We start from the raw sequence: 23879 nt of genomic DNA, 5'->3' as shown, positions 1-23879 counted from the left end.
AAAATGAACTTATTCCATATTCATTTTGGCTTTTTTATTCTTTTTCCATTTCCATAATAGGAAAATCGCCAAGGCAAAAATTAAAATATAAATCACAAGTTGACCTTTGTGGATTTGTTCATGTAACCAATCTAAATTTTGCGCACCGAAAAAGCCCAAATAAACCCAAATGGGAACAGAAATAATGGCGGCAAAGAAATCAATCAGTAAAAAGCGCGTATAACTGACACGGCGAGTAATTCCCGATACCATATAAATCACCGCTCTAAGACCGGGTAAGAAACGTGCTGTAAACAATACACGGTTACCATATTTTTCAAACTTCTCTCTGACGAGCCTTAAACGTTTGACGGTGATTAATTTACGCATGAAACGAAAGCGTAAAATTTTGGCGCCATAAAAACGTCCTAGCCAATACATACAGGAGTCACCCGCCAATACGCCAAACATACTCACCCCTAGCATGACATGGACATTGACATCGTTTGGGTATAAACCCGCAATCACGCCACCAGACACTAAAGTAATATCTTCTGGAATCGGCAAACCGAATCCACAAAGAATCAGTACAAATAAGACGGCAAAATAACCATAATCAGAGAAAAATGAAATTAGGATATCCATTACAAGCACTCAATTTACAATAAAAAACGGTCTGCTATTCTAGCGCGTTTTTTGCATAAAGTCGCGAAAAAAGTCAGTGGTATTTTCTGTTTGATTTGTTGGGGCAAATCAAATATAATCTAGCGCCTCGAAGTAGCTTGCTTTGAGCTGATTTATGGAAAATCGCTGGGTCGCCTGCGATTTTTGTCTTTTACTATTAACTATGAGATAGCGAAAAATGTTTAAATTTAATGCTGAAGTTCGTCAATCGCAAGGTAAGGGTGCGAGCCGCCGCCTGCGTCATAATGGTCAAATTCCTGCAATCGTTTACGGTGGTAGCGAAGCGCCTGTTTCAATCGTCTTAAACCACGATGATTTAAATAACGCACAAGTTCATGATGCATTCTACACTGATGTTATTACATTAGTGATTGAAGGGAAAGAAGTTGCAGTGAAAGCACAAGCGATGCAACGTCACCCATTCAAACCAAAATTAGTTCACATCGATTTCAAACGTGTTTAATTAATCGCATGATGCAAAAGCCCAATAAGTTCGCTTATTGGGCTTTTCTTTTTTATGTTTTTTCCATCTTAACGGCTTAAAAATGCTTTAAGTGCCGCCATTTCACGTTTAGCATCGGTAACCCCCAGATCATACATCGCTTGCACTTTCTCAACATCTTTTTCAATACGGCTGATAGGTAAGTGATGAGAAGGACGAATAACAAAAATGTCTTTGTTGTTATTAAGCCGAATAATTTCCTCTACGGTATCATTGTAATTTTGGTAACGTGTTTTCAGTTTTTCCACTAAGTGAGGATAGTCACGATAAAAGAGGTTAAAGATCCAAGAAGGTGTGGTTTTTTTACGGTATTCTAATGGGCGAGTTAACACCACAATAATTTTGTCATAGCCTAATGCTTGACATTTTTTGAGTGGGATACTATCGGCAATGCCACCATCAAGATAGTATTGTCCATTGATCTCTACCATTTTGGAAACAAAAGGCATCGCTGATGTAGCGCGCAGTACTTCCATTTCATTAAACACATCGTCTAATTTGACATATTCCGCTTCGCCTGTTTGCACATTGGTTAAAGTGGCATAAAAATCAATTTTCAATTGGCGAAATGTTTCGGCATCAAAAGGATCTAAGGTGAAAGGTAATTCATAAAAAGCAAAATCTTTATTAACAATATTGCCGGTTGTGAGCAAGCTATGCCAGCCCATGTAGCGTTTATCATTGAGATATTTTTTATTGTAGCGCAGAGCCCGTCCATATTGCTTTGCAGGATAATTTACCCCAAATAAGACGCCCGCGGATACGGCAACAATCCCATCAACCTGCACATTTTCAGTTAGAAACACATCTAACACACCAGCAGTGAACATGGCACGCATGCCACCACCTTCTAATACTAAACCGACTTTCATTTTGTATCCTTGAAAAAAGTGAGGAAAATTGACCGCACTTTTGTTGATTTTAAACGACCTGACTCAAATTGTGCCTGATTTTTCTGCTTATCGCTAGCGTAAATCTCCTCTATAATAGGGTGTTTTACAGCATCCTATTTAAAAAGATATATAAACCATGAAAATTGCATTAGGCATTCAATATAACGGAAAAAATTATTGTGGTTGGCAGCGTCAGGAAAATGTGGCGAGTGTACAAGAGCAGTTAGAAAAAGCGATTTCTTTTGTCGCTAACCAACCCTGTCAGATTTTTTGTGCAGGGCGAACGGATTCAGGGGTGCATGCCACAGGGCAAGTTGTGCATTTTGAAACCGATGCCATTCGGGCAGAAAAAGCATGGAGTTTTGGTGTGAATGCGAATTTGCCTGATGATATTTCAGTGAGCTGGGCAAAATGTGTTACTGATGATTTTCATGCCCGGTTTAGTGCTACTGCACGCCGTTATCGCTATATTTTGTATTGTAATAAATTGCGCTCGGCAATTTTGCCTGAAGGTGTCACACATTGTCATTTAGACTTAGATCACCACTTGATGCATCAAGCGGGACAAGCGTTATTAGGTGAACAAGACTTTTCTTCTTTTCGTGCAGCACAATGTCAATCACATACACCATTTCGCAATGTTCATCATTTAAAAGTGGTGCGACGTGGGCAATATATTATTGTGGATATCCAAGCCAATGCATTTGTTCATCACATGGTGCGCAATATTGTGGGCAGTCTGATTGAAGTCGGCGCGGGTCATCAACCTGTAGAATGGATAGGGTGGTTGCTGGCGCAAAAAGATCGCAGATTAGCGGCACCCACCGCAAAACCGGAAGGGCTTTATTTGGTTAATGTGAGTTATCCTACGCAATTTCAGTTACCTCAAAATGCGTTAGGGCCTTTGTTTTTAGAAAATGAATTAGGCTAGTCACATCAGACCTTTATTGCTAGCATATTGCCTTAAATTATGGTGTAATACATCGAATTTTCTCGTTAATAAAAAGGGTTAACATGAGTTGGATTGATCGAATTTTTAATAAAGATACTTCTTCCACAAGCTCGCGTAAAGCGAACGTTCCTGAGGGCGTTTGGACTAAATGTACTTCTTGTGAGCAAGTGTTGTATCGTGATGAGTTAAGACGTCATTTAGAAGTTTGTCCAAAATGTGGACATCATATGCGTATTGATGCGAGAGAACGTCTTTTGGCACTTTTAGATAAAGACAGTAGCCAAGAATTATCTGCGGAACTTGAACCAAAAGATATCTTAAAATTTAAAGACTTAAAAAAATATAAAGATCGGATTTCCGCAGCACAAAAAGAAACGGGTGAAAAAGACGCATTAATTTCAATGTTTGGCACTTTATACGGTATGCCAATTGTCGCCGCTGCCTCTAACTTTAGCTTTATGGGTGGCTCAATGGGCTCAGTTGTGGGCGCAAAATTTGTGCAAGCAGCAGAAAAAGCGATTGCTGAGAACTGTCCTTTTGTGTGTTTCTCTGCCAGTGGTGGCGCACGTATGCAAGAAGCCTTATTCTCTTTAATGCAAATGGCAAAAACCAGTGCTGTCTTAGCCAAAATGCGTGAACAAGGTGTGCCATTTATTTCCGTATTAACCGATCCAACGTTAGGTGGTGTTTCTGCGAGCTTTGCGATGCTGGGTGACATTAATATCGCAGAACCGAAAGCGTTAATAGGTTTTGCTGGTCCGCGTGTGATTGAGCAAACTGTACGTGAAAAATTACCTGAGGGTTTCCAACGTAGTGAATTTTTGCTTGAAAAAGGCGCAATTGACATGATTGTGAAGCGTGCTGACATGCGTCATACGTTAGCAAGTGTGTTAAGCAAATTAAGCAATAAACCATCGCCTTTTGTGGAACCTGAATTGGTAGAAAACGAAGAACAAAGTAAAAGCGATAATGAATAATTCTACAGTATCATTAACAGCCACTTCGCCTCTTGCGCAGTGGCTTTCTTATTTGGAAAACAGCCATTTTAAAGCCATTGATTTAGGGCTAGATAGAATTAAATCGGTTGCCAAGGCGCTGGATTTGCTCACGCCCGCACCATTTGTCATCACGGTGGGTGGTACTAATGGTAAAGGCACTACGTGTCGTTTATTGGAAACCGTTTTATTAAAGGCAGGCTACCGTGTTGGTGTGTATTCTTCCCCTCATTTGCTTCGCTATAATGAACGCGTACGTATTCAAGACCAAGAATTGCCAGATGAAGCGCATACGGCTTCTTTTGCCTTTATTGAACAACATAAACGTGAATCGTTAACCTATTTTGAGTTTAGCACCCTTTCTGCCTTGCATTTATTTAAGCAAGCGAAATTGGATGTGGTGATTTTAGAAGTGGGATTGGGAGGACGTTTAGACGCGACTAATATTGTTGATAGTGATGTGGCGGTGATTACCAGTATAGACATTGATCATGTGGATTTTTTAGGGGCAGATCGCGAACAAATCGGGTTTGAGAAAGCAGGCATTTTCCGTGCACATAAACCAGCGATTATTGGAGAGCCTAATATTCCTCAAAGATTATTGGAGCATGCTAAGTCACTCGGATGCCAAATCTCTTGTCGTGATCAAGATTGGCATTTCCGTTTACAAGCGGAGCATTGGGATTGGTGTGGGCAAAAAGTGCGGTTGAAAAATTTGCCATGTTGTCAAATTCCACTCGCTAATGCCGCAACAGCACTCGCTACATTTGAACAGTTGCCTTTTCAGATTTCAGAAGAGGTGATTCGTCAATCTTTGCAAGAAGTGGAATTAGTTGGGCGTTTTCAAACCTTAAAACCAGATGTCCTTTTCCCTTTAGCCGAAAATTTAGCGAAACCATGGGCTGATTTTCCACACATGATTATTGATGTGGGGCATAATCCACATGCAGCCCTTTATTTAGCAGAGAAACTGACCGCACTTAAGGCGAAAATAACAGGTAAGATCGTCGCTGTTTGTGGCATTTTAAAAGATAAAGATGCACAAGGCGTGCTTTCTCCTTTGTTACCGGTGATTGATGAATGGTATTGCGTGACATTAGAAGGGTATCGAGGTCAAAGCGGACAGGCATTATTTGTGACGTTGCAACAAATTGCACAGGGACAATCTCATCAACTGCATGCAAACACTGCGAGCTCTGTGGCGTTAGGTGTAAAACAAGCGTTGGCAACGACAACAGCGCATGATGTAATCTTAGTCTTTGGCTCTTTCCATACTGTTGGCGAATTCTTACAGTTACTTTAATACTCAATAAGGCAGAATAGACTTCTGCCTTTATTCCTCATCGAATGAATCGGTTAAATGCTGTATATTATTGACTTTCTCAAGCACAAAGCGTCCTGTTTCATTCTCAGTTTGTAAATAGTGTACAACGCTAATGGACGTGTTCGCTAAGCTGGTACTTTTTTCTCGATGGGTTTGCCAAGTGGCACCATGAAACAACGCCAAAAGCATACGTAAAGTATGACCATGAGAGACAATGAGAATATTTCCAGTGTCATAACGTTGAATAATCTGTTCAATGACGCCCATCGCGCGTGTTGCTAATTGCTGATAAGTTTCCCCGCCATTGGTTAACCCCAAATACTGCGCAGGTTGATCGCGCATTTGACGGTATTCCGGTAAGCAACTTAATTCCTCAATGGCTTGCCCTTCCCATGAGCCAAAACACAATTCATTTAAGCCTGCATGACAAATTAATGGGGTGGTTTTGTGCGCTAAAATCATGTTTGCAGTGGAAATTGCACGGGGCAATACGCTACTATAGGCGGCAGTGAAATCAATGTTGGATAATGCTTTTGCTGTGCGCTTAGCACCTTCAATGCCTTCTTGTGTCAAAGGGGAGTCCCCATTTCCTTGTAATAACCTTTTTTCGTTCCACTCCGTTTTACCATGACGTATCAAATAGAATGTTAATGTTTTCATGTTGTTCCTCATTTATATCTGCAATCCATTATAGCGAAAAAATCCTGATAATGGAGGGGAGCCAAGTATGGTATAATGTTTTTCCTTTATGATTAATTGAGAACCTTATGCCTGTATTTCATCTTATCTATCAACATCCTGATTTTGTTGTGATTGATAAACCTTGTGGTATCAGTGTACATAAAGATGAGGAAGCAGTAGGTCTTACGACCCTAGTCGCACAGCAACTTGATGTACCACAGGTTTGGTTAGTACATCGTTTAGATAAAATTACTTCAGGGTTACTCTTATTGGCATTAAACCAACGCGCTGCTCGCGCACTTTCTCTATTGTTTGCCGAACACCGTATCCAAAAGACGTATCTTGCTTTATCTCAACATAAACCCAAGAAAAAGCAGGGATTGATCGTCGGTGATATGCAAAAAGCGCGTCGTGGCGCTTGGAAACTTTGTCCGACTAAGACCAATCCTGCGATTACTCGCTTCCACTCCATCAATTGTGAACCGAATTTGCGCTTGTTTATTTTAAAGCCACAAACAGGGAAAACACACCAGTTACGTGTAGCAATGAAGAGTTTAGGCAGTCCAATTTTAGGGGATGCATTGTATGCAGGTAATTCAGCAAAAATAGACCGCACTTATTTACATGCTTATCGTTTACAATTTGACTATCAAGGACAGGTGTTTGATATTCAATCATTGCCAAGGTGCGGTCAATTTTTTGAGAGAATCCCGTTAGCAGAGTTATTAGTGGCGTCGGCTAAAGAGTAAGGTGTTATTGATACACGAGGAGATTTTTATGCGTCATTATACGAGTAAAACGGCTTTAAAAAATGCGATACAACAAACGTATGAGAAATATTTGTCAGAATTTGAAACCATTCCGGAAGATTTAAAAGAGACAGGATGTACAGAGGTTGAGCGAACACCTGTGCAAAACTTAGCTTATCAAGTTGGTTGGACAAGTTTATTGATCAGCTGGGAACAAGATGAACGAAAGGGATTGCTTGTTAAAACCCCTTCTGAACACTTCAAGTGGAATCAATTAAGTGAACTTTATCAATGGTTTAATCAAACTTATGTACATTTGTCCTTAGCCGAATTAAAAAGTCGATTAGCACATAATATAGAAACAATTTATTATCTAATTGATACCATGAGCGATGAAACGCTTTTTTCCCAACATCAACGAAAGTGGGCGGATAATGCCACTAAAAATGCCAAATGGACAGTATCTCAATTTATTCATGTGAATACGGTTGCCCCCTTTACGAGCTTTAGAACAAAAATAAGAAAATGGAAGAAACACTGTTTATAATGACACGATGGTATTAATGCCAATTTCCTTTCTTTCTTATCACTTCACTCAAGGTTAAACCCTAATGGACTTGACCGTCATTAAAACACAAAAAACGCCAATAAAAACGTGATTTTTAAGGCAGTTAGTATTATCATTAACAGTATTTTTCACAGCATAATTGAATTTAGAGGAAGGCATGCAAAACCTAGAACAAATTACCGAACAAGCATTGGATGCAATTGCCCGTGCGGAAGATGGCAAAGCATTAGATGCGATTCGTGTGGAATATTTTGGTAAAAAGGGACCTTTTACGGCATTAATGCAAGGATTACGTGATGTTTCACCAGAAGCACGTCCAGCCGTAGGTCAAAAAATTAACGATGCAAAACAACTTGCACAAAATGCATTAAATGAAAAGAAAGTACAGCTTGAAACAGCGGAATTAAATGCACAATTAGCGAAAGAAAAAATTGATGTAAGCTTGCCGGGACGTAAAGTGGAAACTGGGGGATTACATCCAGTGACAATGACGATTGATCGTGTGACCAAATTCTTCTCTGAGTTAGGTTTTTCCGTCGAAAGTGGTCCAGAAATTGAAAGCGACTATTATAATTTCGATGCCCTCAATATTCCGAAACATCACCCAGCCCGAGCGGATCACGATACATTTTGGTTTAACCCAGAATTATTACTACGCACACAAACCTCTGGTGTACAAATTCGTACGATGGAAAAAATGCAACCGCCAATTCGCATTATGGCACCAGGACGTGTTTACCGTAACGACTACGACCAAACACATACACCGATGTTCCACCAAATTGAATTATTGTATGTGGATAAAAAAGCGAACTTCACTGAATTAAAAGGGTTACTCCATGACTTTTTACGCGCCTTTTTTGAAGAAGACTTACAAGTGCGTTTCCGTCCTTCCTATTTCCCGTTCACTGAACCTTCCGCTGAAGTGGATGTGATGGGCAAAAATGGCAAATGGTTAGAAGTACTAGGTTGTGGTATGGTACATCCGAATGTTTTACGCAATGTTGGGATTGACCCAAATGAATATGCTGGCTTTGCGGTGGGGATGGGGGTTGAGCGCTTAACGATGTTACGCTACAACGTCACAGATTTACGTGCTTTCTTTGAAAATGACTTACGTTTCTTAAAACAATTTAAATAAGAGAATCGCCATGAAAAAAATCATAGCAATGAGTTTGCTTATGTTTTCTGTTGTGATGTCAGTAAATGCAAAAAATACGGTTGCCAGTAAAAAAGAAGAAAAAATAGCACAGCCGATCGCTGGTTTTCGTCTTTTTGATCTGTCAGGAAAAGCGCCCCAGTTAATAGAGGGAAATAAATTTTCGCGCGCTAAACCACACCAATTATGTATCTTTGTTGAAAACGTTGAGGTAAAAGAACAGAATTTGTTGGCAGAATATTTTGTGGCACCGGCTCCCATTCGTATGCAAGCAGAAAATGCAGAAACGCGTACGACAGAAGATGGGACTGGTAACTTAATTATCTTTAATTTGCCAAAAGCCAATATCGCAAATGGTGCAATTACACAATGTTGGCAATTTAGTAAAAATGATCCCGTTGGTACGTATCAGTTAGAACTCCAATTTAATGATATTGTGTTTAAAGGATTAGCATTCCAAATTTTAAAATAGAAAGAATATAGAGAGTAAATAGATGAAATTTAGTGAATCATGGGTGCGTGAATGGGTAAATCCCGCTATTAGCACAGCGCAATTATGCGATCAAATCACGATGTTAGGTTTAGAAGTAGACGGCGTAGAAAAGGTCGCGGGTGATTTTTCGGGCGTGGTTGTCGGTGAGGTAGTGGAATGCGCCCAACATCCTGATGCCGATAAATTACGTGTGACCAAAGTTAATGTTGGTGGTGATCGCCTATTAGATATTGTGTGTGGTGCACCAAATTGTCGTCAAGGCTTAAAAGTGGCTTGTGCGACAGAAGGGGCTGTTTTACCGGGTGACTTCAAAATCAAGAAAACCAAATTACGTGGTCAACCTTCAGAAGGTATGCTTTGCTCATTCAGCGAATTAGGTATTGATGTGGAATCCAGCGGTATCATTGAACTACCACAAAATGCGCCAGTCGGCACTAATCTACGTGATTATTTAACCTTAGATGATAATACGGTAGAAATTAGCTTAACCCCAAACCGGGCAGACTGTTTAAGTATCACAGGTATTGCGCGTGAAATCGGTGTCGTCAATAAACTGGCTGTTAATACACCGCACTTTGAATCAGTGAAAGCGACAATTACTGATAAAGTTGATATTCAACTGCATGCGCCTGAAGCGTGCCCACGTTATTTATTACGTGTAGTGAAAAATGTCAATGTGCAAGCGCCATCACCAATGTGGTTACAAGAAAAACTTCGCCGTTGTGGGATTCGCTCTATTGATCCAGTAGTCGATGTGACTAACTATATTTTACTTGAACTGGGTCAACCGATGCATGCATTTGATGCAGCCAAAGTCGCTCAGCCAGTACAAGTCCGTATGGCAAAATCAGGTGAAGCGCTCGTGCTTTTAGACGGTTCTACGGCAAAATTAAAAGATAACACTTTATTAATTGCGGACCAAAATGGACCATTAGCGATGGCGGGGATTTTTGGTGGACAAGCCAGTGGGGTAAATGCAGAAACTAAAGACATTATTTTGGAAGCTGCTTTCTTTGCACCGTTAGCCATTGCTGGTCGAGCAAGACAATATGGCTTACATACCGATTCTTCTCATCGTTTCGAACGGGGGGTTGATTTTGAATTACAGCGTCAAGCGATGGAAAGAGCAACAGCCTTGTTAGTGGAAATCTGTGGTGGGGAAGTCGGTGACATTTGTGAAGTTGCTAGTGACGTCTTTTTACCGAAACTGAACCAAGTAAGTTTACGTCGTGAAAAGTTAGATGCCTTATTAGGTCACCATATTGAAACAGAAACCGTCACGGATATTTTAACGCGCCTTGGCTTACAAGTGAGCTATGCTAACGATGTATGGCAAGTGACATCAGCAAGTTGGCGTTTTGATATTGAAATCGAAGAAGATTTAGTGGAAGAAATCGCACGTATTTATGGTTACAACAGTATTCCAAACAAGGCGCCATTAGCACATTTACGTATGCGCGAGCATAAAGAAGCGGATTTAGATTTGACCCGAATTAAAACTGCACTGGTTGATGCCGATTACCAAGAGGCGATTACTTATAGTTTCGTTGATCCAAAAATACAAAGCATTTTACATCCACAACAAGATGCACTGGTCTTACCAAATCCAATTTCAGTGGAAATGTCCGCCATGCGTTTATCCCTATTAAGTGGTTTGTTAGGCGCAGTACAGTATAACCAAAATCGTCAGCAAACTCGCGTTCGCTTATTTGAAACAGGTTTACGCTTTATTCCAGACACGCAGGCAGAATTTGGCGTACGTCAAGAATTTGTTTTAGCGGCTGTGATGACGGGCAATAAAAAAGCAGAACACTGGGCAGGTAAAGCCGAAAGTGTCGATTTCTTTGACCTAAAAGGGGATTTAGAAAGCATTTTATCTTTAACAGGGACTAGAAATTTGGTTAAATTTGTAGCAAAATCATATCCAGCATTACATTCTGGTCAATCTGCGGCCATCATGTTAAATGGTGAAGAAATTGGTTTTATTGGTACACTTCATCCAAATGCCGCGAAACAACTGGGTTTAAATGGAAAAACAGTGGTATTTGAGATTCTTTGGCAAGCGATTGCAACACGTCAAGTAGTGCAAGCAAAAGAGATTTCACGTTTTCCTGCAAATCGCCGAGATTTAGCTATCGTTGTTGCTGAGGGTGTTGCAGCAAGCGATGTGCTTGACGCGTGTCGAGAGGTTGCTGGCGAAACATTAACTCAAGTTAACCTGTTCGATGTCTATCAAGGCAATGGTGTGGCTGAAGGCCACAAGAGTTTAGCGATTAGTTTGATTATTCAAGATAATGAAAAAACTCTTGAGGAAGATGATATCAACGCAGTGGTTTCTGTTGTATTGTCTGAGTTAAAACAACGTTTTAATGCTTATTTGAGAGATTAAATTATGACACTGACCAAAGTAGAACTCGCAGACAATTTAATTGAAAAACTTCATTTAAATAAACGTGATGCGAAAGAATTAGTGGAAAACTTTTTTGAAGAAATTCGAGTTGCATTAGAAACAGGCGAAGATGTCAAACTTTCTGGCTTTGGTAATTTTGAATTACGGGATAAATCATCTCGCCCAGGTCGAAATCCTAAAACGGGTGAAAGTGTTCCTGTTTCTGCTCGTCGTGTCGTGGCATTCAAACCTGGTCAAAAACTTCGTGCCCGCGTAGAAAAAACGAAACCAAAGAGTTAATTTTCGCTTTTGAAGTACGCTTTCAAATCGTTAAGCTATCTGTAGGCTAACTATGGATAGCTTTCCTTTTGGTAGAAAAATATGAAGATGTTATTAAAGCAATGTGTATTCGTAAGTCTGTTTTGCCTACTATCTGCCTGTGGTCATCATAGCAATACGGGGAAAATCAGTTATAAGGGGCAACTCAATGATCCGATTATGGTGATTGCCTTATTGAGTGAGCAACAACGTGAATGGGCAGGAACGCCCTATCGTTTAGGTGGACAAAGTCGTGCCGGTATTGATTGCTCTGGTTTTGTACAAAAAACGTTTTTAGATCGCTTTGATATTCTTTTACCGAGAATGACGGTACAGCAAGCTAATTATGGAAAATTAGTGTCTAAACAGGATATCCAAACCGGTGATTTAGTGTTTTTTAAAACCGGTCGAGGTCCAAATGGCTATCATGTTGGTATTTATGTCAAAGATGATTTGTTTTTGCATGCCTCAACTAAAGGAGGGGTGATCTATTCTTCTTTAAATAGTCCCTATTGGTCAAAAAAATATTGGCAAGCAAGACGCATTTAATACGGTGATTGGCGAAAGATTATAATTCGCCAAGTAAATCATCAATCGCTTGTGATAACAAACTTCGATCATGGCGATAGCTAATATCATCTGCCTGTAATGGGCGAACCATCACTTTCAAGGATAAATTCTCGCACAAGTCGTTTGCATTGGTTGGAACGATTGTCGCATCAATAATCTCTTTACCAACGGTATGATGAATCCATTGAATACGATCTGATAGCGATAGAGAGGCGGCAGGGCTTTGCTCAAGGGCTAAATTATCGATAAATATTTTCTTTGCGTGACTTTTTTGCAATGCTTCGATTACTTCAGGTAATAAAATGGGTGGCAGAATACTGGTGAGAAAACTGCCAGGACCAAACAAAATCACATCTGCCTCCTGTAATGCTTCAATTGCCTCTGGTGTAGCCTTGACTAAAGGCACTAAAAAAATGGATTTGGGTAATTCAGTGAGATTATCAATTCCCACTTCACCAACAATGCTGGCACCGGATTGTAAGACGGCAGCAAGGTGAACCGGACTTTCAGACATCGGAAAAATATGAGATTTGACATGCAATAACTCTCTCACTAAATGAATCGCCTCCACTGGACGAATGTGCATATTTTCTAAGGCTTTGAGCATGAGATTCCCTAAGTTATGCCCAGAGAGTTCACCTTGCCCAGTAAAGCGATATTCAAATAAACTAGAAGCAGTACTGGGTTCAGTAATAATCTGATTTAAACAATTACGCAGATCACCCCACGCAATTCCGCCATGATTAAGCCGGATACGTCCTGTTGAACCGCCATTATCAGTCGTGGTCACGATACCCGTTAAACGTGATTTCATGAAACTTAATGCAGACATCAGTCGCCCTAAGCCATGCCCTCCGCCAATCGCGACGACTTTTTTGACTTTATCTAAGTGCTCATACTGTGTAAAACGAGTTAAATCTGACATGTTTACCCTTTTATTTTTTTCGTTATAACTAAAGACATCGCTATTTTTCCAAAGTTCTTTTCTACGCCAAATTGAGTAGAAAAGTGCTCGAAATAAGCGTCGATTTCAACGCTATATATTTTTTTATATAATTGATTTTAAAGAATTTTATGCTTTTATGACTGAGATCATATTAATTGTTTGCAATTGAATAAACTTATCTTTTACAATACCAATTAACAATTTGATTAACCTATTATCGCATAACTCCGAGCTTATTTAACCTACGTTTCTACAATAGAAATAGGGTGGTAATGCCAATAGCATAAAACTTGTGCTATTCAGGGATACGCTGGAAACGGTTTATCCTCTCGTATTTTAGAAAGGTGTGACATGCAAACAATTCCAATTAAACATGTTGGTAATGATCCTTTAGTGGATGCGTTCCAACGTCGCTATTACTATTTGCGACTGTCAATTACAGATGTGTGTAATTTCCGCTGTAATTACTGTTTGCCGAATGGTTATCAACCTGAGTCAAATAAACCCAGTTTTCTCACCTTAAATGAAATTCGTTTAGTGGTAAAAAGTTTTGCTAACATGGGCACTGAAAAAGTCCGTATTACGGGGGGAGAACCTACCTTACGTAAAGATTTTTTACCTATTGTTGAAACCATTGCTCAAAATCCTACCATTAAACAGATTGCTTTGACCACGAATGGCTACCGTATGGCAAAAGATGTTGCTGCGTGGAAAGAGGCGGGGATCACGTCGATTAACGTGAGTATTGATAGCTTAGATGCCCGAATGTTCCATCGTATTACCGGAATAGACAAATTTGAAGACGTAATGCGTGGTCTTGAGCGTGCTTTTGAGGTGGGCTATCAGAAAATCAAAGTCAATTCCGTGTTAATGAAAGATCTTAATGATGCGGATTTTAATCAGTTCTTAACTTGGATTAAAGACAAGCCGATCCAAATGCGTTTTATTGAATTGATGCAAACGGGTGAAATGGATCATTTCTTTCAGCAACATCATGTATCTGGTCAATTGTTAGCAGATAAATTAATCAATGCGGGTTGGACCTTACAAAGCAAGGGATTACTTGATGGACCGGCTAAAGTATTTAAACACCCAGATTATGTTGGCGAAGTAGGCTTGATTATGCCCTATGAGAAAAATTTCTGTGCTAGCTGTAATCGTTTAAGGGTATCAGCGAAAGGCAAACTGCACTTATGTTTGTTTGGTGAAGAAGGCATTACGTTACGTGACTTATTGCAATCGGATGATCAACAATTGCAATTACAAGCACGTATTTCTTCTGTACTACAAGGCAAACGTGAGCATCATTTCTTACATCAAGGTGATAGTGGTGTACGCGCAAATTTAGCCAGTATCGGCGGTTAATCATATTTTCTACAAATTGACCGCACTTTTTCTATTTTTCAACTTAACCATGAGAAATTATGAGTACATTTACCCATATTAATTGCCAAGGGGAAGCCAATATGGTGGACGTGTCAGGCAAACAAGAGAGCGTGCGTGAGGCAAGAGCGGAAGCATTAGTGACAATGTCACCAGAAACGCTGAATATGATTCTTTCTGGACAACACCATAAAGGTGATGTATTTGCTACGGCGCGTATCGCGGGGATTCAGGCGGCGAAACGTACATGGGATTTAATTCCGCTGTGTCATCCTTTGTTATTATCTAAAGTAGAAGTGAGCTTAACTCCCGTTGTGGAACGTAACCAAGTGCGTATTGAAAGTCTGTGTAGATTGACTGGCAAAACTGGAGTAGAAATGGAAGCGCTAACCGCCGCTAGCGTTGCTGCACTGACGATTTACGATATGTGCAAGGCGGTGCAAAAAGACATCGTGATTGAACAAGTGCGTTTGCTTGAAAAGTGCGGTGGAAAATCGGGTCATTTTATTGCGAAATAACAGCGAGACAATATGCTAAACATTTTATTTTTTGCTCAAACCAGAGAACTTATCGGAGTCGATAGCCTTGAATTACCTGCCACGTTTAAGACAGCAGAGCAAGTTCGTCAGCATTTAGCTGAAAAAGGCGAGCGTTGGGCGTTAGCACTTGAAAAAGGCAAATTATTAGTGGCAATTAATCAGGCTTTAGTGCCTTTAGATACAGAAGTGAAAGCGGGTGATGAAGTCGCGTTTTTCCCACCCGTGACTGGAGGATAAATGAGCGATATTCAAATTGCAGTACAAGAACAGCCCTTTGATCAAAATGCGGCATATCGTTGGTTATCAGAACAACATTCTGTCGGGGCTACCGTGGTTTTTGTGGGCAAAGTACGGGATTTAAATCTCGGCGATGAAGTATCCAGTTTGTATTTAGAACATTATCCCGCGATGACTGAAAAAGCCCTAACAGAGATTGTGGCGCAAGCAAAAGCCCGCTGGGACATTCAACGTGTTTGTGTCATTCACCGTGTTGGTTTATTACAAACAGGTGATGAGATTGTTTTCGTCGGGGTGAGTTCTGTACATCGTGGTGAAGCTTATCAAGCTAATGAATTTATTATGGATTTTTTAAAAAGCAAAGCCCCATTTTGGAAAAAAGAAAAAACCACTCAGGGTGAGCGCTGGATTGAAAGTCGCGATACTGATCAGCAAGCCTTAGCACGCTGGTAAAAAAAGAACCGCACTTTTTATAGTGCGGTTTTTTCTTTGTTATGAAAGTATAATTACAGGACTTTCGCAATACTTTCACACAGATAACGAATATTCTGTTCAGTAATGCCTGCGACATTAATCCGACCAGAACGCACGGCATAAATAGCAAATTCCTCTTTTAAACGATCCATTTGTGCTGGATTTAAGCCACAGAAAGAGAACATCCCATTTTGATCAATAATAAAACTAAAATCTTGTTCTGAAGCAAATGCTTTCAATAATTCAACAAATTGGCTACGCATTTGCTTAATACGTTCACGCATTTCGGTTAATTCGTTTTCCCACTCGGCACGTAACTGACTGTCTTTTAATACCATAGAAACTGTCGTTGCGCCATGTGATGCTGGGTTAGAATAGAGCGTACGAATAATGGTTTTGACTTGCGTGAGTGCCGTCGCGGCCACTTGCTCTGTTTCTGCCACTAACGTGAAAGCACCAACGCGCTCGCTATAAAGACCAAAGTTTTTAGAATAAGAACTTGCGACTAATAATTCTTTATGATTTTTGGCAAAGGTACGTAAACCAAACGCATCTTCTTCGAGACCATTTGCAAAACCTTGGTAAGCAAAATCAAATAACGGTAACCAACCTTTTTCTTCCGACATTTTGGCTAATTGTTGCCATTGTGCTGGAGTAGGGTCGATTCCTGTCGGGTTATGACAGCACCCATGTAGTAAAACAACATCGCCTTCCCCCGCATTGCTTAAATCAGCAATTAAGTTATCCCAATCTAAACATTTATTCTCTGCATCATAATAACGGTATTCACGAATCGTCATGCCGACAGCATTAAAAATCGCATTATGGTTTGGCCAAGTTGGTGTGCTAATCCAAACATTTTGTGATTTAGTTTGGCGTTTAATAAACTCTGCTGCGATACGTAATGCACCAGTACCACCTAAACTTTGAACGGTTTTTGCACGACCTTGTTTAACTATCTCTGAATCTGCGCCAAATAACAATTCTTTCGTACAGGCATTGAATTCTGCAACCCCGTCAATAGCTAAATAATTTTTGCTCATTTCAAGATCAAATAAGCGCTTTTCTGCCTCTTTGACCGCACGCATAATTGGTGTATTGCCTTTAGCATCTTTATATACACCAATGCCAAGATTGATTTTATTATCGCGCGTTTCCGCTTTGAATGATTCCCCTAAACCTAAAATCGGATCAGCTGGCGCGGCGGTAATATTTTCAAACATAATGAAATCCTTAATGTTGTGTTTAGTTATCGGTGAGCTAGTTATACTGCACGAGGCAAATATTATCAAGCCCGCTTTAAAGGAATTTAAAAACTAATCCTATTTTTTGAATAATCTCTTAAAAATCAGTAAATAAATTGAATTATTGTAATTTTTCTATTGCCCAATTTAAACCAGATTGATAATCCGCAGGTAACGCCTGTGATAATGTGGTTAAGCTTGCGATCAATACTTTTTTATCAATATGTGTAAAGTTAATGTGTCCCACTTTACGTCCGGGACGCACTTCTTTGCCATACCAATGTAGTTGGCTGAATGGCGTATTTAACCAAGCCAGATTGTGTTCTGTCCCAATCAGATTGACCATCACACTCGGCGCAAAGGTGCCAAGTGTTGGTGTGGGTAAATTCAATAACGCACGCAAATGCAATTCAAATTGACTAATGGCACAACCTAGTTGTGTCCAATGTCCACTGTTATGAACACGAGGCGCCAATTCATTAATTAATAGCTGATCACCGACCACAAAACATTCCATTGCCATCACCCCAACATAATTTAATTGGTGCATAATTTTGCTTAGCATGGCTTCGGCGCTGGCTTGCTGTTGTGCTTGTTGTGGGAAATCTACATCGACCACGCTATAACGCAAAATACCATTTTGTTGTAAATTGTGCGTGACAGGATAGAAGCGTGTTTCACCATTTTTAAAACGTGCGCCTACAAGAGAAATTTCATAATCAAAAGGAATAAATTTTTCAACAATGGTTTCACCGTATAAATCGTCAGTAATGGCATCGGTATTTTGTTGTTGAACAATCCACTGACCTCGACCATCATAGCCCCCCATACGACGTTTGACGACGACTTTCTCGCCAATGCTATCAAATACCGTTGACCATTGATTTTTGTCTTTTAATAAACACCATGGGGAAGTCGGTAATTGGAGTGCATCAAGCAAAGTTTTTTGTGATAACCGATCAGCTAATTTGGCAAACACACTCTGATTCACAAAATTGGCGTGATGAGCAAGCATTTCTGTTAAAGGTGTTTTTTCCCAACGTTCAATTTCTGCGGTGATGATACTGTCCGTTGCTAAGTCAAAGCGTGGGGTATTAAAAGCAAGCGGTTGGACATCAATATCTAAAGGGGCACCCGCATAACGTAACATTCGCCCGAGCTGTCCATTACCGAGGACATACACTGTTGGATATAAAGCACTTTTTTGCATATTCAAAACCATTATATAAAGAAAGTAAAAGAGACAGGGCGAACAACTGTCCGCCCTAAAATGCTATGGCATCCGTGGATCAGGATTTTCTAGTACGTTATTTGTTTGTTTTTCTCGAAATGCCGTTAATCTTGTCAGGAGCGAGGAGTCAAAGGCTGCTAAGATTTGTGCCGCTAATAAACCTGCATTAGCCGCTCCTGCGGGACCTATCGCTAAGGTTCCGACAGGAATCCCCTTAGGCATTTGCACAATCGAATACAAACTATCAACGCCACTTAACATCGAACTTTTGACCGGTACGCCCAATACAGGGACTAAAGTTTTTGACGCGATCATACCCGGTAAATGGGCAGCACCGCCGGCACCTGCGATAATCACTTTGTAACCTTTCGCCGTCGCTGTTTCTGCAAAAGTGAACAATTTATCAGGGGTACGATGTGCAGACACCACTTCAACGTGGTAAGGAATTTGTAATTCATCAAGAATATGAGTTGCTTCTTGCATGGTTGCCCAGTCGCTTTTTGAGCCCATTACAATCGCAATTTGAGGTGTGCAATTTGACATGTCATTCCTTCATGTTATTCAAAAATTAAAGCGTGGCTAGGATAGCATACAATAATTAATAAGCAAACGATTGCCTTGTTTTTTCTACACGAAAAGACGATTGCAAGTTTGTCAAGAAAATCATATCCTAACTACATTTTTTAGTCTTAAGAATAACAATAGGTTGTTTTATGCAAGCCAAAGCCAAATACAGAAAAGATTATCGTACTCCAGACTTCACCGTGACAGAAATCGCGCTTGATTTTCAACTTGATCCGAAAAAAACAGTGGTTACTGCCACGAGCCAATTTCGTCGTTTAAATCCTCAAGCACAAAAATTACGTTTAGATGGACACAGTTTCCAATTTTCATCGCTCAAATTAAATGGTCGTGATTTTAAACATTTTGAGCAAGATGGGGAGAGTTTAAGCCTAAATTTAAGTGCCGTTGATGCAGACCAATTTAGCTTGGAAGTGGTGAGTATTTTAAGCCCAGAAAAAAATACGTCATTACAAGGGTTATACCAATCAGGTGAGGGGATGTGTACGCAATGTGAAGCAGAGGGGTTCCGCCAAATCACTTATATGTTAGATCGCCCGGATGTATTAGCACGCTATACGACGAAAATTACAGCAGATAAAAGTAAATATCCTTATTTATTATCGAATGGGAACCGTGTTGACAGTGGCGAACTGCCTGATGGACGTCATTGGGTGGAATGGCATGATCCATTTCCGAAACCAAGCTATCTGTTTGCATTAGTGGCGGGGGACTTTGATGTATTAAGCGATACTTTTACAACTAAAAGTGGACGAGAGGTTGCGTTAGAACTTTTTGTTGATCGTGGTAATTTAGACCGTGCAGAGTGGGCAATGCAAAGTTTAAAACGCTCGATGAAATGGGATGAAGATCGCTTTGGTCTTGAATACGATTTGGATATTTATATGATCGTGGCGGTTGATTTCTTCAACATGGGAGCGATGGAAAATAAAGGGTTAAATGTGTTTAACTCGAAATTTGTGTTAGCCAATCCGCAAACCGCCACAGACGAAGATTATATTGCGGTAGAAAGTGTCATCGCCCATGAATATTTCCATAACTGGACAGGGAACCGTATCACCTGTCGTGACTGGTTCCAATTAAGCTTAAAAGAAGGCTTAACCGTTTTCCGTGATCAAGAATTTACTTCGGACCTTTGGTCGCGCTCCGGTAAGCGTATTGAAGATGTCCGTTTATTACGCACAGCACAATTTGCCGAAGATGCCAGTCCAATGTCTCACCCAATTCGCCCGGATAAAGTAATTGAGATGAATAACTTCTATACCATGACTGTGTATGAAAAAGGGGCAGAAGTGATTCGTATGATGCATACCTTATTAGGCGAAACGTTATTCCAAAAAGGGATGCAACTGTATGTGGCGGAACAAGATGGCAAAGCGGCAACTTGTGAAGATTTTGTATCGGCAATGGAACGTGCATCAGGCATTGATTTAACACAGTTCCGTCATTGGTATAGCCAATCAGGTACGCCAGAATTAACCATTACAGATAGCTATGATCCCGAAACGGCGGTTTATACTTTACATGTGGCACAGCATACGCCACCCACTGCAGACCAAATGGAAAAAGTCAATTTACATATTCCATTAAAAATCGCGTTATACGATAAAAACGGTCAAGCGCAAGTTTTAGAAAACGATGGTCAAATTATTAACCCCGTTCTCGATGTTAAACAAGCGGAGCAAAGTTTCCAATTTACAGGGGTAAAAAGCAAACCTGTCCCCGCCTTGCTATGTGATTTCTCGGCACCAGTCAAATTGCATTATGAGTATAGTACGGCACAGTTAATCACATTATTACGCCATGCCGAAAATCAATTTGTGCGTTGGGATGTGGCACAAATGCTTTATGCCGCAGAATTACGTCGTAATCTCACTCGCTATCAACAAGGCAAAAGTTTAGAATTTTCTGCTGAGGTATTGGCGGAGTTATACCAAATTTTAGACGGTTATCAGCAAGATCCTGAATTGGCTACTCTCATTTTGACTTTGCCAAAAGTCACTGAGTTTGCCGAGTTATTCAAAACTATTGATCCAGAAGGGATTAGTGTGGTGCGTGATTTTATGGTGCGCACGATTGCAGAAAGTCTGAAACAAACGTTATTAAAAGTGTATAACGACATTCGTTTAGAGGTATATCGTGTTAACCCAGAAGATATTGCTTTGCGTGCCCTGCGTAATCTGTGTGTGAGTTATTTGGCATATACGACGGTTGGGAATAACTTGGTGAATAAACATTATAGTTATGCCAATAATATGACAGACACTTTGGCAGCTTTAAGTGCGGCGACTAAAGCACAGCTACCTTGCCGTGATACCTTATTAGCGGACTTTGAAAGCAAATGGCAACATGATGGCTTAGTGATGGATAAATGGTTTGCGCTACAAGCGACACGTCCAGATGACGATGTGTTATTGAATGTGATGAAATTAATGGATCATCCAAGTTTCAACTTTAATAACCCAAACCGTTTAAGAGCCTTAGTCGGTAGTTTCGCCAATCATAACTTGAAAGCGTTCCACGCTATTGATGGTTCAGGTTATCGTTTCTTAACCGATATTTTGATTCGTTTAAATGAGAGCAATCCACAAGTGGCATCGCGTTTAATTGAGCCATTAATTCGTTTCTCGCGTTATGATGGACAACGACAAACCTTGATGAAACGTGGGTTAGAACGTTTAAGCGAAGTGGAAAATATTTCTCGTGATTTATATGAGAAAATCGAAAAAGCCTTACAATAGATAGCTTAAAGTGCGGTCAAAAATGTAAAAAAATGACCGCACTTTTTTATCTGATGGCTCACACAAAGTTCAATTTTTCATTACATTTTATGTTGAAAAGCGTATAATCCGGCAGATTTTCACAGTTAAACTATCCAGAGAGATAAACGAGTATGTATGCATTAATCCGCAAAGCCCTTTTTTCCCTTGATGCTGAACAAGCACATGATCTCACGATTAAAACATTAAAAACGCTGGGACGTTCCCCGTTCAATCCATTGTTAAAAACCTTGTTTGCTTGTCCGACGGGTAGCCCGAAGACAATCATGGGACTGCACTTTAAAAACCCAATTGGCTTGGCTGCTGGGGCAGATAAAAATGGCGAAGCTATTGATGGTTTTGCAGCAATGGGATTTGGCTTTATCGAAGTGGGAACAGTGACGCCTTTGGCACAAGAGGGTACCCCGAAACCTCGTCAATTTCGCTTACCAGAAGCTGAGGGGATTATTAATCGGAATGGTTTTAATAATTACGGCATTGATTATTTAATCGAAAATGTGAAACAAGCTAAATATGACGGCATTTTAGGCATTAATATTGGCAAGAATACCTTTACGTCAGTAGAAAATGGCAAAGCCGATTACCTCATTTGCTTAAATAAAGCCTATCACTACGCGGATTACATTACCATTAACATTTCATCACCTAACTCACCGGGCTTACGTCAATTACAGTATGGCGAGGCGTTAGAGGATTTATTGCAAGGGGTGAAAGCGCGTCAAAAAGATTTAGCTGAGCAATATCAGAAATACGTGCCTATTGCGGTTAAAATTGCGCCAGATCTCACAGAGGGTGAGGTCGTACAAATTGCTGATACATTACAACGTCACAAAATGGATGCCGTCATTGCGACCAATACCACGATTTCACGAGATACCGTAAGTGGCTTGCAAAATGCCGAACAACAAGGTGGACTTAGTGGCAAACCGTTACAACAAAAAAGCACAGAAATTATTGCAAGACTTCACCAAGAATTGAAAGGTCAAATTCCGATTATTGGTAGTGGAGGGATTGATAGTGTTGCCAATGCGCAAGAGAAAATCAAGGCTGGCGCAGAGTTGCTACAACTTTATTCCGGCTTAATTTATCACGGTCCACACTTAATTAAACAATTGGTTCAACAGATTAAATAGGGTAACGAAGATAAAGGGCGGATTCACATATCTGCCCTGATTCTTTCATCGCTTCCCACTTTTACAGGTTCAAATTAGGATAACAGATGACAACAATTTATGATCTTCATTGCCATAGTACTGCTTCTGATGGCGTATTATCACCGACAGAAGTCGTTGCACGTGCTGTTGAAAAGGGAGTAAATGTACTTGCCTTGACTGATCATGATACTACGGCAGGGCTTGCAGAAGCCCGTTTAGCCGTACAACAAGCCGATTTAACCTTGATAAGTGGCGTCGAAATTTCAACCACTTGGGAAAATCGTGCTATTCATATTGTTGGATTGGGTTTTGATGAAACTTCAGCAAAAATGACCGCGCTTTTACGTCAACAAGCGGCATTACGCTATCAACGTGCGCTTGAGATTAGTGACAAATTAGCAAAAGTTGGCATTGCAGATGCATTTGAGCAAGCCAAAATGTTAGCAACGGGAGAAGTGACAAGAGCACATTACGCACGTTTGTTGGTACAAATGGGTAAAGTCTCGAATGAGGGACAAGCTTTTAAAAAGTATCTCTCACAAGGCAAGTCTTGCTATGTAAAAGCACAATGGTGTGATATTCCAACTGCAATTGAGGTCATTCATCAAGCCGGTGGACTCGCTGTTTTAGCACATCCTTTACGCTATACCTTAACCAATAAATGGGTCAAAAAATTAATTGCCGATTTTGCACAATGGGGAGGCGATGCGATTGAAGTCGCGGGCTGTGGACAGGCACCAGAACAACGTTTGCTTCTCGCCCAATGGGCAACGGAATTTGGTTTACTGAGCTCTGTTGGATCAGATTTTCATTTTCCCTGTGGTTGGGTTGAGTTAGGCAAGTCGTTACTATTGCCTGCTAATTGCGTGCCAATTTGGACAAAGTTATCGCCCAACTAAGATGTTGCCTCGCCATCATTTGTTATCAATTGCCATTTGATAAAGTGGGGTGGGTTTAGGCATTTATATGTCATTTTTTAAAAAAAGAGTTGACCTACAAGCAGATAGTTAGCAATATAGCGACTATTTTATAGAAATTTAAGTGAAACTGGGT

The 23879-nt window shown here is 40.3% G+C and carries 25 protein-coding genes and 1 riboswitch; of the genes, 18 read left to right on the top strand and 7 right to left on the bottom strand.

Annotated features, from left to right (window positions below):
• Window positions 1-9: 9 nt before the first annotated feature.
• Window positions 10-624 carry a DedA family protein gene (locus CKV69_RS03285; RefSeq protein ID WP_005726503.1) on the bottom strand — a complete coding sequence of 205 codons (615 nt, stop codon included), beginning with the start codon at window positions 622-624 and terminating at the stop codon, window positions 10-12.
• Window positions 625-841: 217 nt separating this feature from the next.
• On the opposite strand from CKV69_RS03285, the gene rplY reads away from it, so the two are divergent.
• Window positions 842-1126: a 50S ribosomal protein L25 gene (gene rplY, locus CKV69_RS03280; RefSeq protein ID WP_005716009.1), complete on the top strand. Its 285-nt coding sequence runs from the start codon at window positions 842-844 to the stop codon at window positions 1124-1126.
• 68 nt (window positions 1127-1194) lie between these two features.
• On the opposite strand, the gene CKV69_RS03275 is transcribed toward rplY, so the two are convergent.
• Window positions 1195-2037 carry a patatin-like phospholipase family protein gene (locus CKV69_RS03275; RefSeq protein WP_014326028.1) on the bottom strand — a complete coding sequence of 281 codons (843 nt, stop codon included), beginning with the start codon at window positions 2035-2037 and terminating at the stop codon, window positions 1195-1197.
• Window positions 2038-2194: 157 nt separating this feature from the next.
• On the opposite strand from CKV69_RS03275, the gene truA reads away from it, so the two are divergent.
• The 3 genes from truA to folC all read left to right on the top strand — a co-directional run bounded on the left by truA (window position 2195) and on the right by folC (window position 5308).
• Window positions 2195-2989: a tRNA pseudouridine(38-40) synthase TruA gene (gene truA / locus CKV69_RS03270; RefSeq protein WP_005726499.1), complete on the top strand. Its 795-nt coding sequence runs from the start codon at window positions 2195-2197 to the stop codon at window positions 2987-2989.
• Window positions 2990-3072: 83 nt separating this feature from the next.
• Window positions 3073-3987, top strand: coding sequence for an acetyl-CoA carboxylase, carboxyltransferase subunit beta (gene accD / locus CKV69_RS03265; protein ID WP_005751483.1), 915 nt, complete (start codon window positions 3073-3075; stop codon window positions 3985-3987).
• Complete coding sequence (gene folC / locus CKV69_RS03260; RefSeq protein ID WP_014326027.1) at window positions 3980-5308, top strand: bifunctional tetrahydrofolate synthase/dihydrofolate synthase; 1329 nt, start codon at window positions 3980-3982, stop codon at window positions 5306-5308. The genes accD and folC overlap by 8 nt, the downstream gene beginning before the upstream one ends.
• A 30-nt stretch (window positions 5309-5338) precedes the next feature.
• Here the strand turns inward: folC and CKV69_RS03255 are convergent, their stop codons facing one another.
• Entirely contained in the window at window positions 5339-5989 is a 651-nt protein-coding gene (locus tag CKV69_RS03255) for a histidine phosphatase family protein (RefSeq protein ID WP_014326026.1), read from the bottom strand.
• Between the two features lie 107 nt (window positions 5990-6096).
• Between CKV69_RS03255 and CKV69_RS03250 the strand changes: the two genes are divergently transcribed.
• From CKV69_RS03250 to CKV69_RS03220, 7 genes are all read left to right on the top strand, one after another.
• Window positions 6097-6759: a TIGR01621 family pseudouridine synthase gene (locus CKV69_RS03250; protein WP_010906765.1), complete on the top strand. Its 663-nt coding sequence runs from the start codon at window positions 6097-6099 to the stop codon at window positions 6757-6759.
• Window positions 6760-6787: 28 nt separating this feature from the next.
• On the top strand, window positions 6788-7306 hold the full coding sequence (locus CKV69_RS03245) for a ClbS/DfsB family four-helix bundle protein (RefSeq protein ID WP_014326025.1): 519 nt from the start codon (window positions 6788-6790) through the stop codon (window positions 7304-7306).
• 178 nt (window positions 7307-7484) lie between these two features.
• Window positions 7485-8468: a phenylalanine--tRNA ligase subunit alpha gene (gene pheS / locus CKV69_RS03240; RefSeq protein ID WP_005726492.1), complete on the top strand. Its 984-nt coding sequence runs from the start codon at window positions 7485-7487 to the stop codon at window positions 8466-8468.
• 40 nt (window positions 8469-8508) lie between these two features.
• Complete coding sequence (locus CKV69_RS03235) at window positions 8509-8958, top strand: hypothetical protein (RefSeq protein ID WP_016504344.1); 450 nt, start codon at window positions 8509-8511, stop codon at window positions 8956-8958.
• Window positions 8959-8980: 22 nt separating this feature from the next.
• The gene (pheT, locus tag CKV69_RS03230; RefSeq protein WP_014326023.1) at window positions 8981-11368 is read left to right on the top strand and encodes a phenylalanine--tRNA ligase subunit beta; all 2388 of its coding nucleotides are present in this window, start codon (window positions 8981-8983) and stop codon (window positions 11366-11368) included.
• Window positions 11369-11371: 3 nt separating this feature from the next.
• Entirely contained in the window at window positions 11372-11668 is a 297-nt protein-coding gene (locus CKV69_RS03225; RefSeq protein ID WP_005722212.1) for an integration host factor subunit alpha, read from the top strand.
• Window positions 11669-11749: 81 nt separating this feature from the next.
• Window positions 11750-12235: a C40 family peptidase gene (locus CKV69_RS03220; RefSeq protein ID WP_005722210.1), complete on the top strand. Its 486-nt coding sequence runs from the start codon at window positions 11750-11752 to the stop codon at window positions 12233-12235.
• A gap of 19 nt (window positions 12236-12254) precedes the next feature.
• On the opposite strand, the gene CKV69_RS03215 is transcribed toward CKV69_RS03220, so the two are convergent.
• A complete protein-coding gene (locus CKV69_RS03215; protein WP_010906761.1) occupies window positions 12255-13181 on the bottom strand; it encodes a gluconeogenesis factor YvcK family protein in 927 nt (308 codons plus the stop codon).
• A gap of 234 nt (window positions 13182-13415) precedes the next feature.
• A riboswitch (molybdenum cofactor riboswitch) is annotated at window positions 13416-13565 on the top strand.
• On the opposite strand from CKV69_RS03215, the gene moaA reads away from it, so the two are divergent.
• The 4 genes from moaA to moaE all read left to right on the top strand — a co-directional run bounded on the left by moaA (window position 13554) and on the right by moaE (window position 15814).
• Window positions 13554-14567, top strand: a complete 1014-nt coding sequence (gene moaA, locus CKV69_RS03210) for a GTP 3',8-cyclase MoaA (protein WP_014326022.1) — start codon at window positions 13554-13556, stop codon at window positions 14565-14567. Its footprint overlaps the riboswitch before it by 12 nt.
• 59 nt (window positions 14568-14626) lie before the next feature.
• Window positions 14627-15103, top strand: coding sequence for a cyclic pyranopterin monophosphate synthase MoaC (gene moaC / locus CKV69_RS03205; protein ID WP_005751476.1), 477 nt, complete (start codon window positions 14627-14629; stop codon window positions 15101-15103).
• A 12-nt stretch (window positions 15104-15115) separates the two neighbouring features.
• Window positions 15116-15361: a molybdopterin synthase sulfur carrier subunit gene (moaD, locus tag CKV69_RS03200; RefSeq protein WP_005722203.1), complete on the top strand. Its 246-nt coding sequence runs from the start codon at window positions 15116-15118 to the stop codon at window positions 15359-15361.
• Window positions 15362-15814: a molybdopterin synthase catalytic subunit MoaE gene (gene moaE / locus CKV69_RS03195; protein ID WP_014326020.1), complete on the top strand. Its 453-nt coding sequence runs from the start codon at window positions 15362-15364 to the stop codon at window positions 15812-15814.
• Window positions 15815-15867: 53 nt separating this feature from the next.
• On the opposite strand, the gene CKV69_RS03190 is transcribed toward moaE, so the two are convergent.
• The 3 genes from CKV69_RS03190 to purE form a co-directional block, all read right to left on the bottom strand.
• Window positions 15868-17058, bottom strand: coding sequence for an amino acid aminotransferase (locus CKV69_RS03190; RefSeq protein ID WP_005751474.1), 1191 nt, complete (start codon window positions 17056-17058; stop codon window positions 15868-15870).
• Window positions 17059-17200: 142 nt separating this feature from the next.
• Complete coding sequence (purK, locus tag CKV69_RS03185; protein ID WP_025248462.1) at window positions 17201-18289, bottom strand: 5-(carboxyamino)imidazole ribonucleotide synthase; 1089 nt, start codon at window positions 18287-18289, stop codon at window positions 17201-17203.
• A 63-nt stretch (window positions 18290-18352) separates the two neighbouring features.
• Window positions 18353-18853: a 5-(carboxyamino)imidazole ribonucleotide mutase gene (gene purE, locus CKV69_RS03180; RefSeq protein ID WP_014326018.1), complete on the bottom strand. Its 501-nt coding sequence runs from the start codon at window positions 18851-18853 to the stop codon at window positions 18353-18355.
• Window positions 18854-19023: 170 nt separating this feature from the next.
• On the opposite strand from purE, the gene pepN reads away from it, so the two are divergent.
• The 3 genes from pepN to rnm all read left to right on the top strand — a co-directional run bounded on the left by pepN (window position 19024) and on the right by rnm (window position 23725).
• Entirely contained in the window at window positions 19024-21633 is a 2610-nt protein-coding gene (pepN, locus tag CKV69_RS03175; RefSeq protein WP_014326017.1) for an aminopeptidase N, read from the top strand.
• 152 nt (window positions 21634-21785) lie between these two features.
• Complete coding sequence (gene pyrD / locus CKV69_RS03170; protein WP_014326016.1) at window positions 21786-22805, top strand: quinone-dependent dihydroorotate dehydrogenase; 1020 nt, start codon at window positions 21786-21788, stop codon at window positions 22803-22805.
• Between the two features lie 86 nt (window positions 22806-22891).
• Window positions 22892-23725, top strand: coding sequence for an RNase RNM (gene rnm / locus CKV69_RS03165; protein WP_014668029.1), 834 nt, complete (start codon window positions 22892-22894; stop codon window positions 23723-23725).
• Window positions 23726-23879: the final 154 nt, after the last annotated feature.

This window comes from Pasteurella multocida (assembly GCF_900187275.1).
Lineage (GTDB): Bacteria > Pseudomonadota > Gammaproteobacteria > Enterobacterales > Pasteurellaceae > Pasteurella > Pasteurella multocida.
Note: the sequence above shows the minus strand (reverse complement) of the source record. Positions and strands in the feature narration are given on the sequence as shown.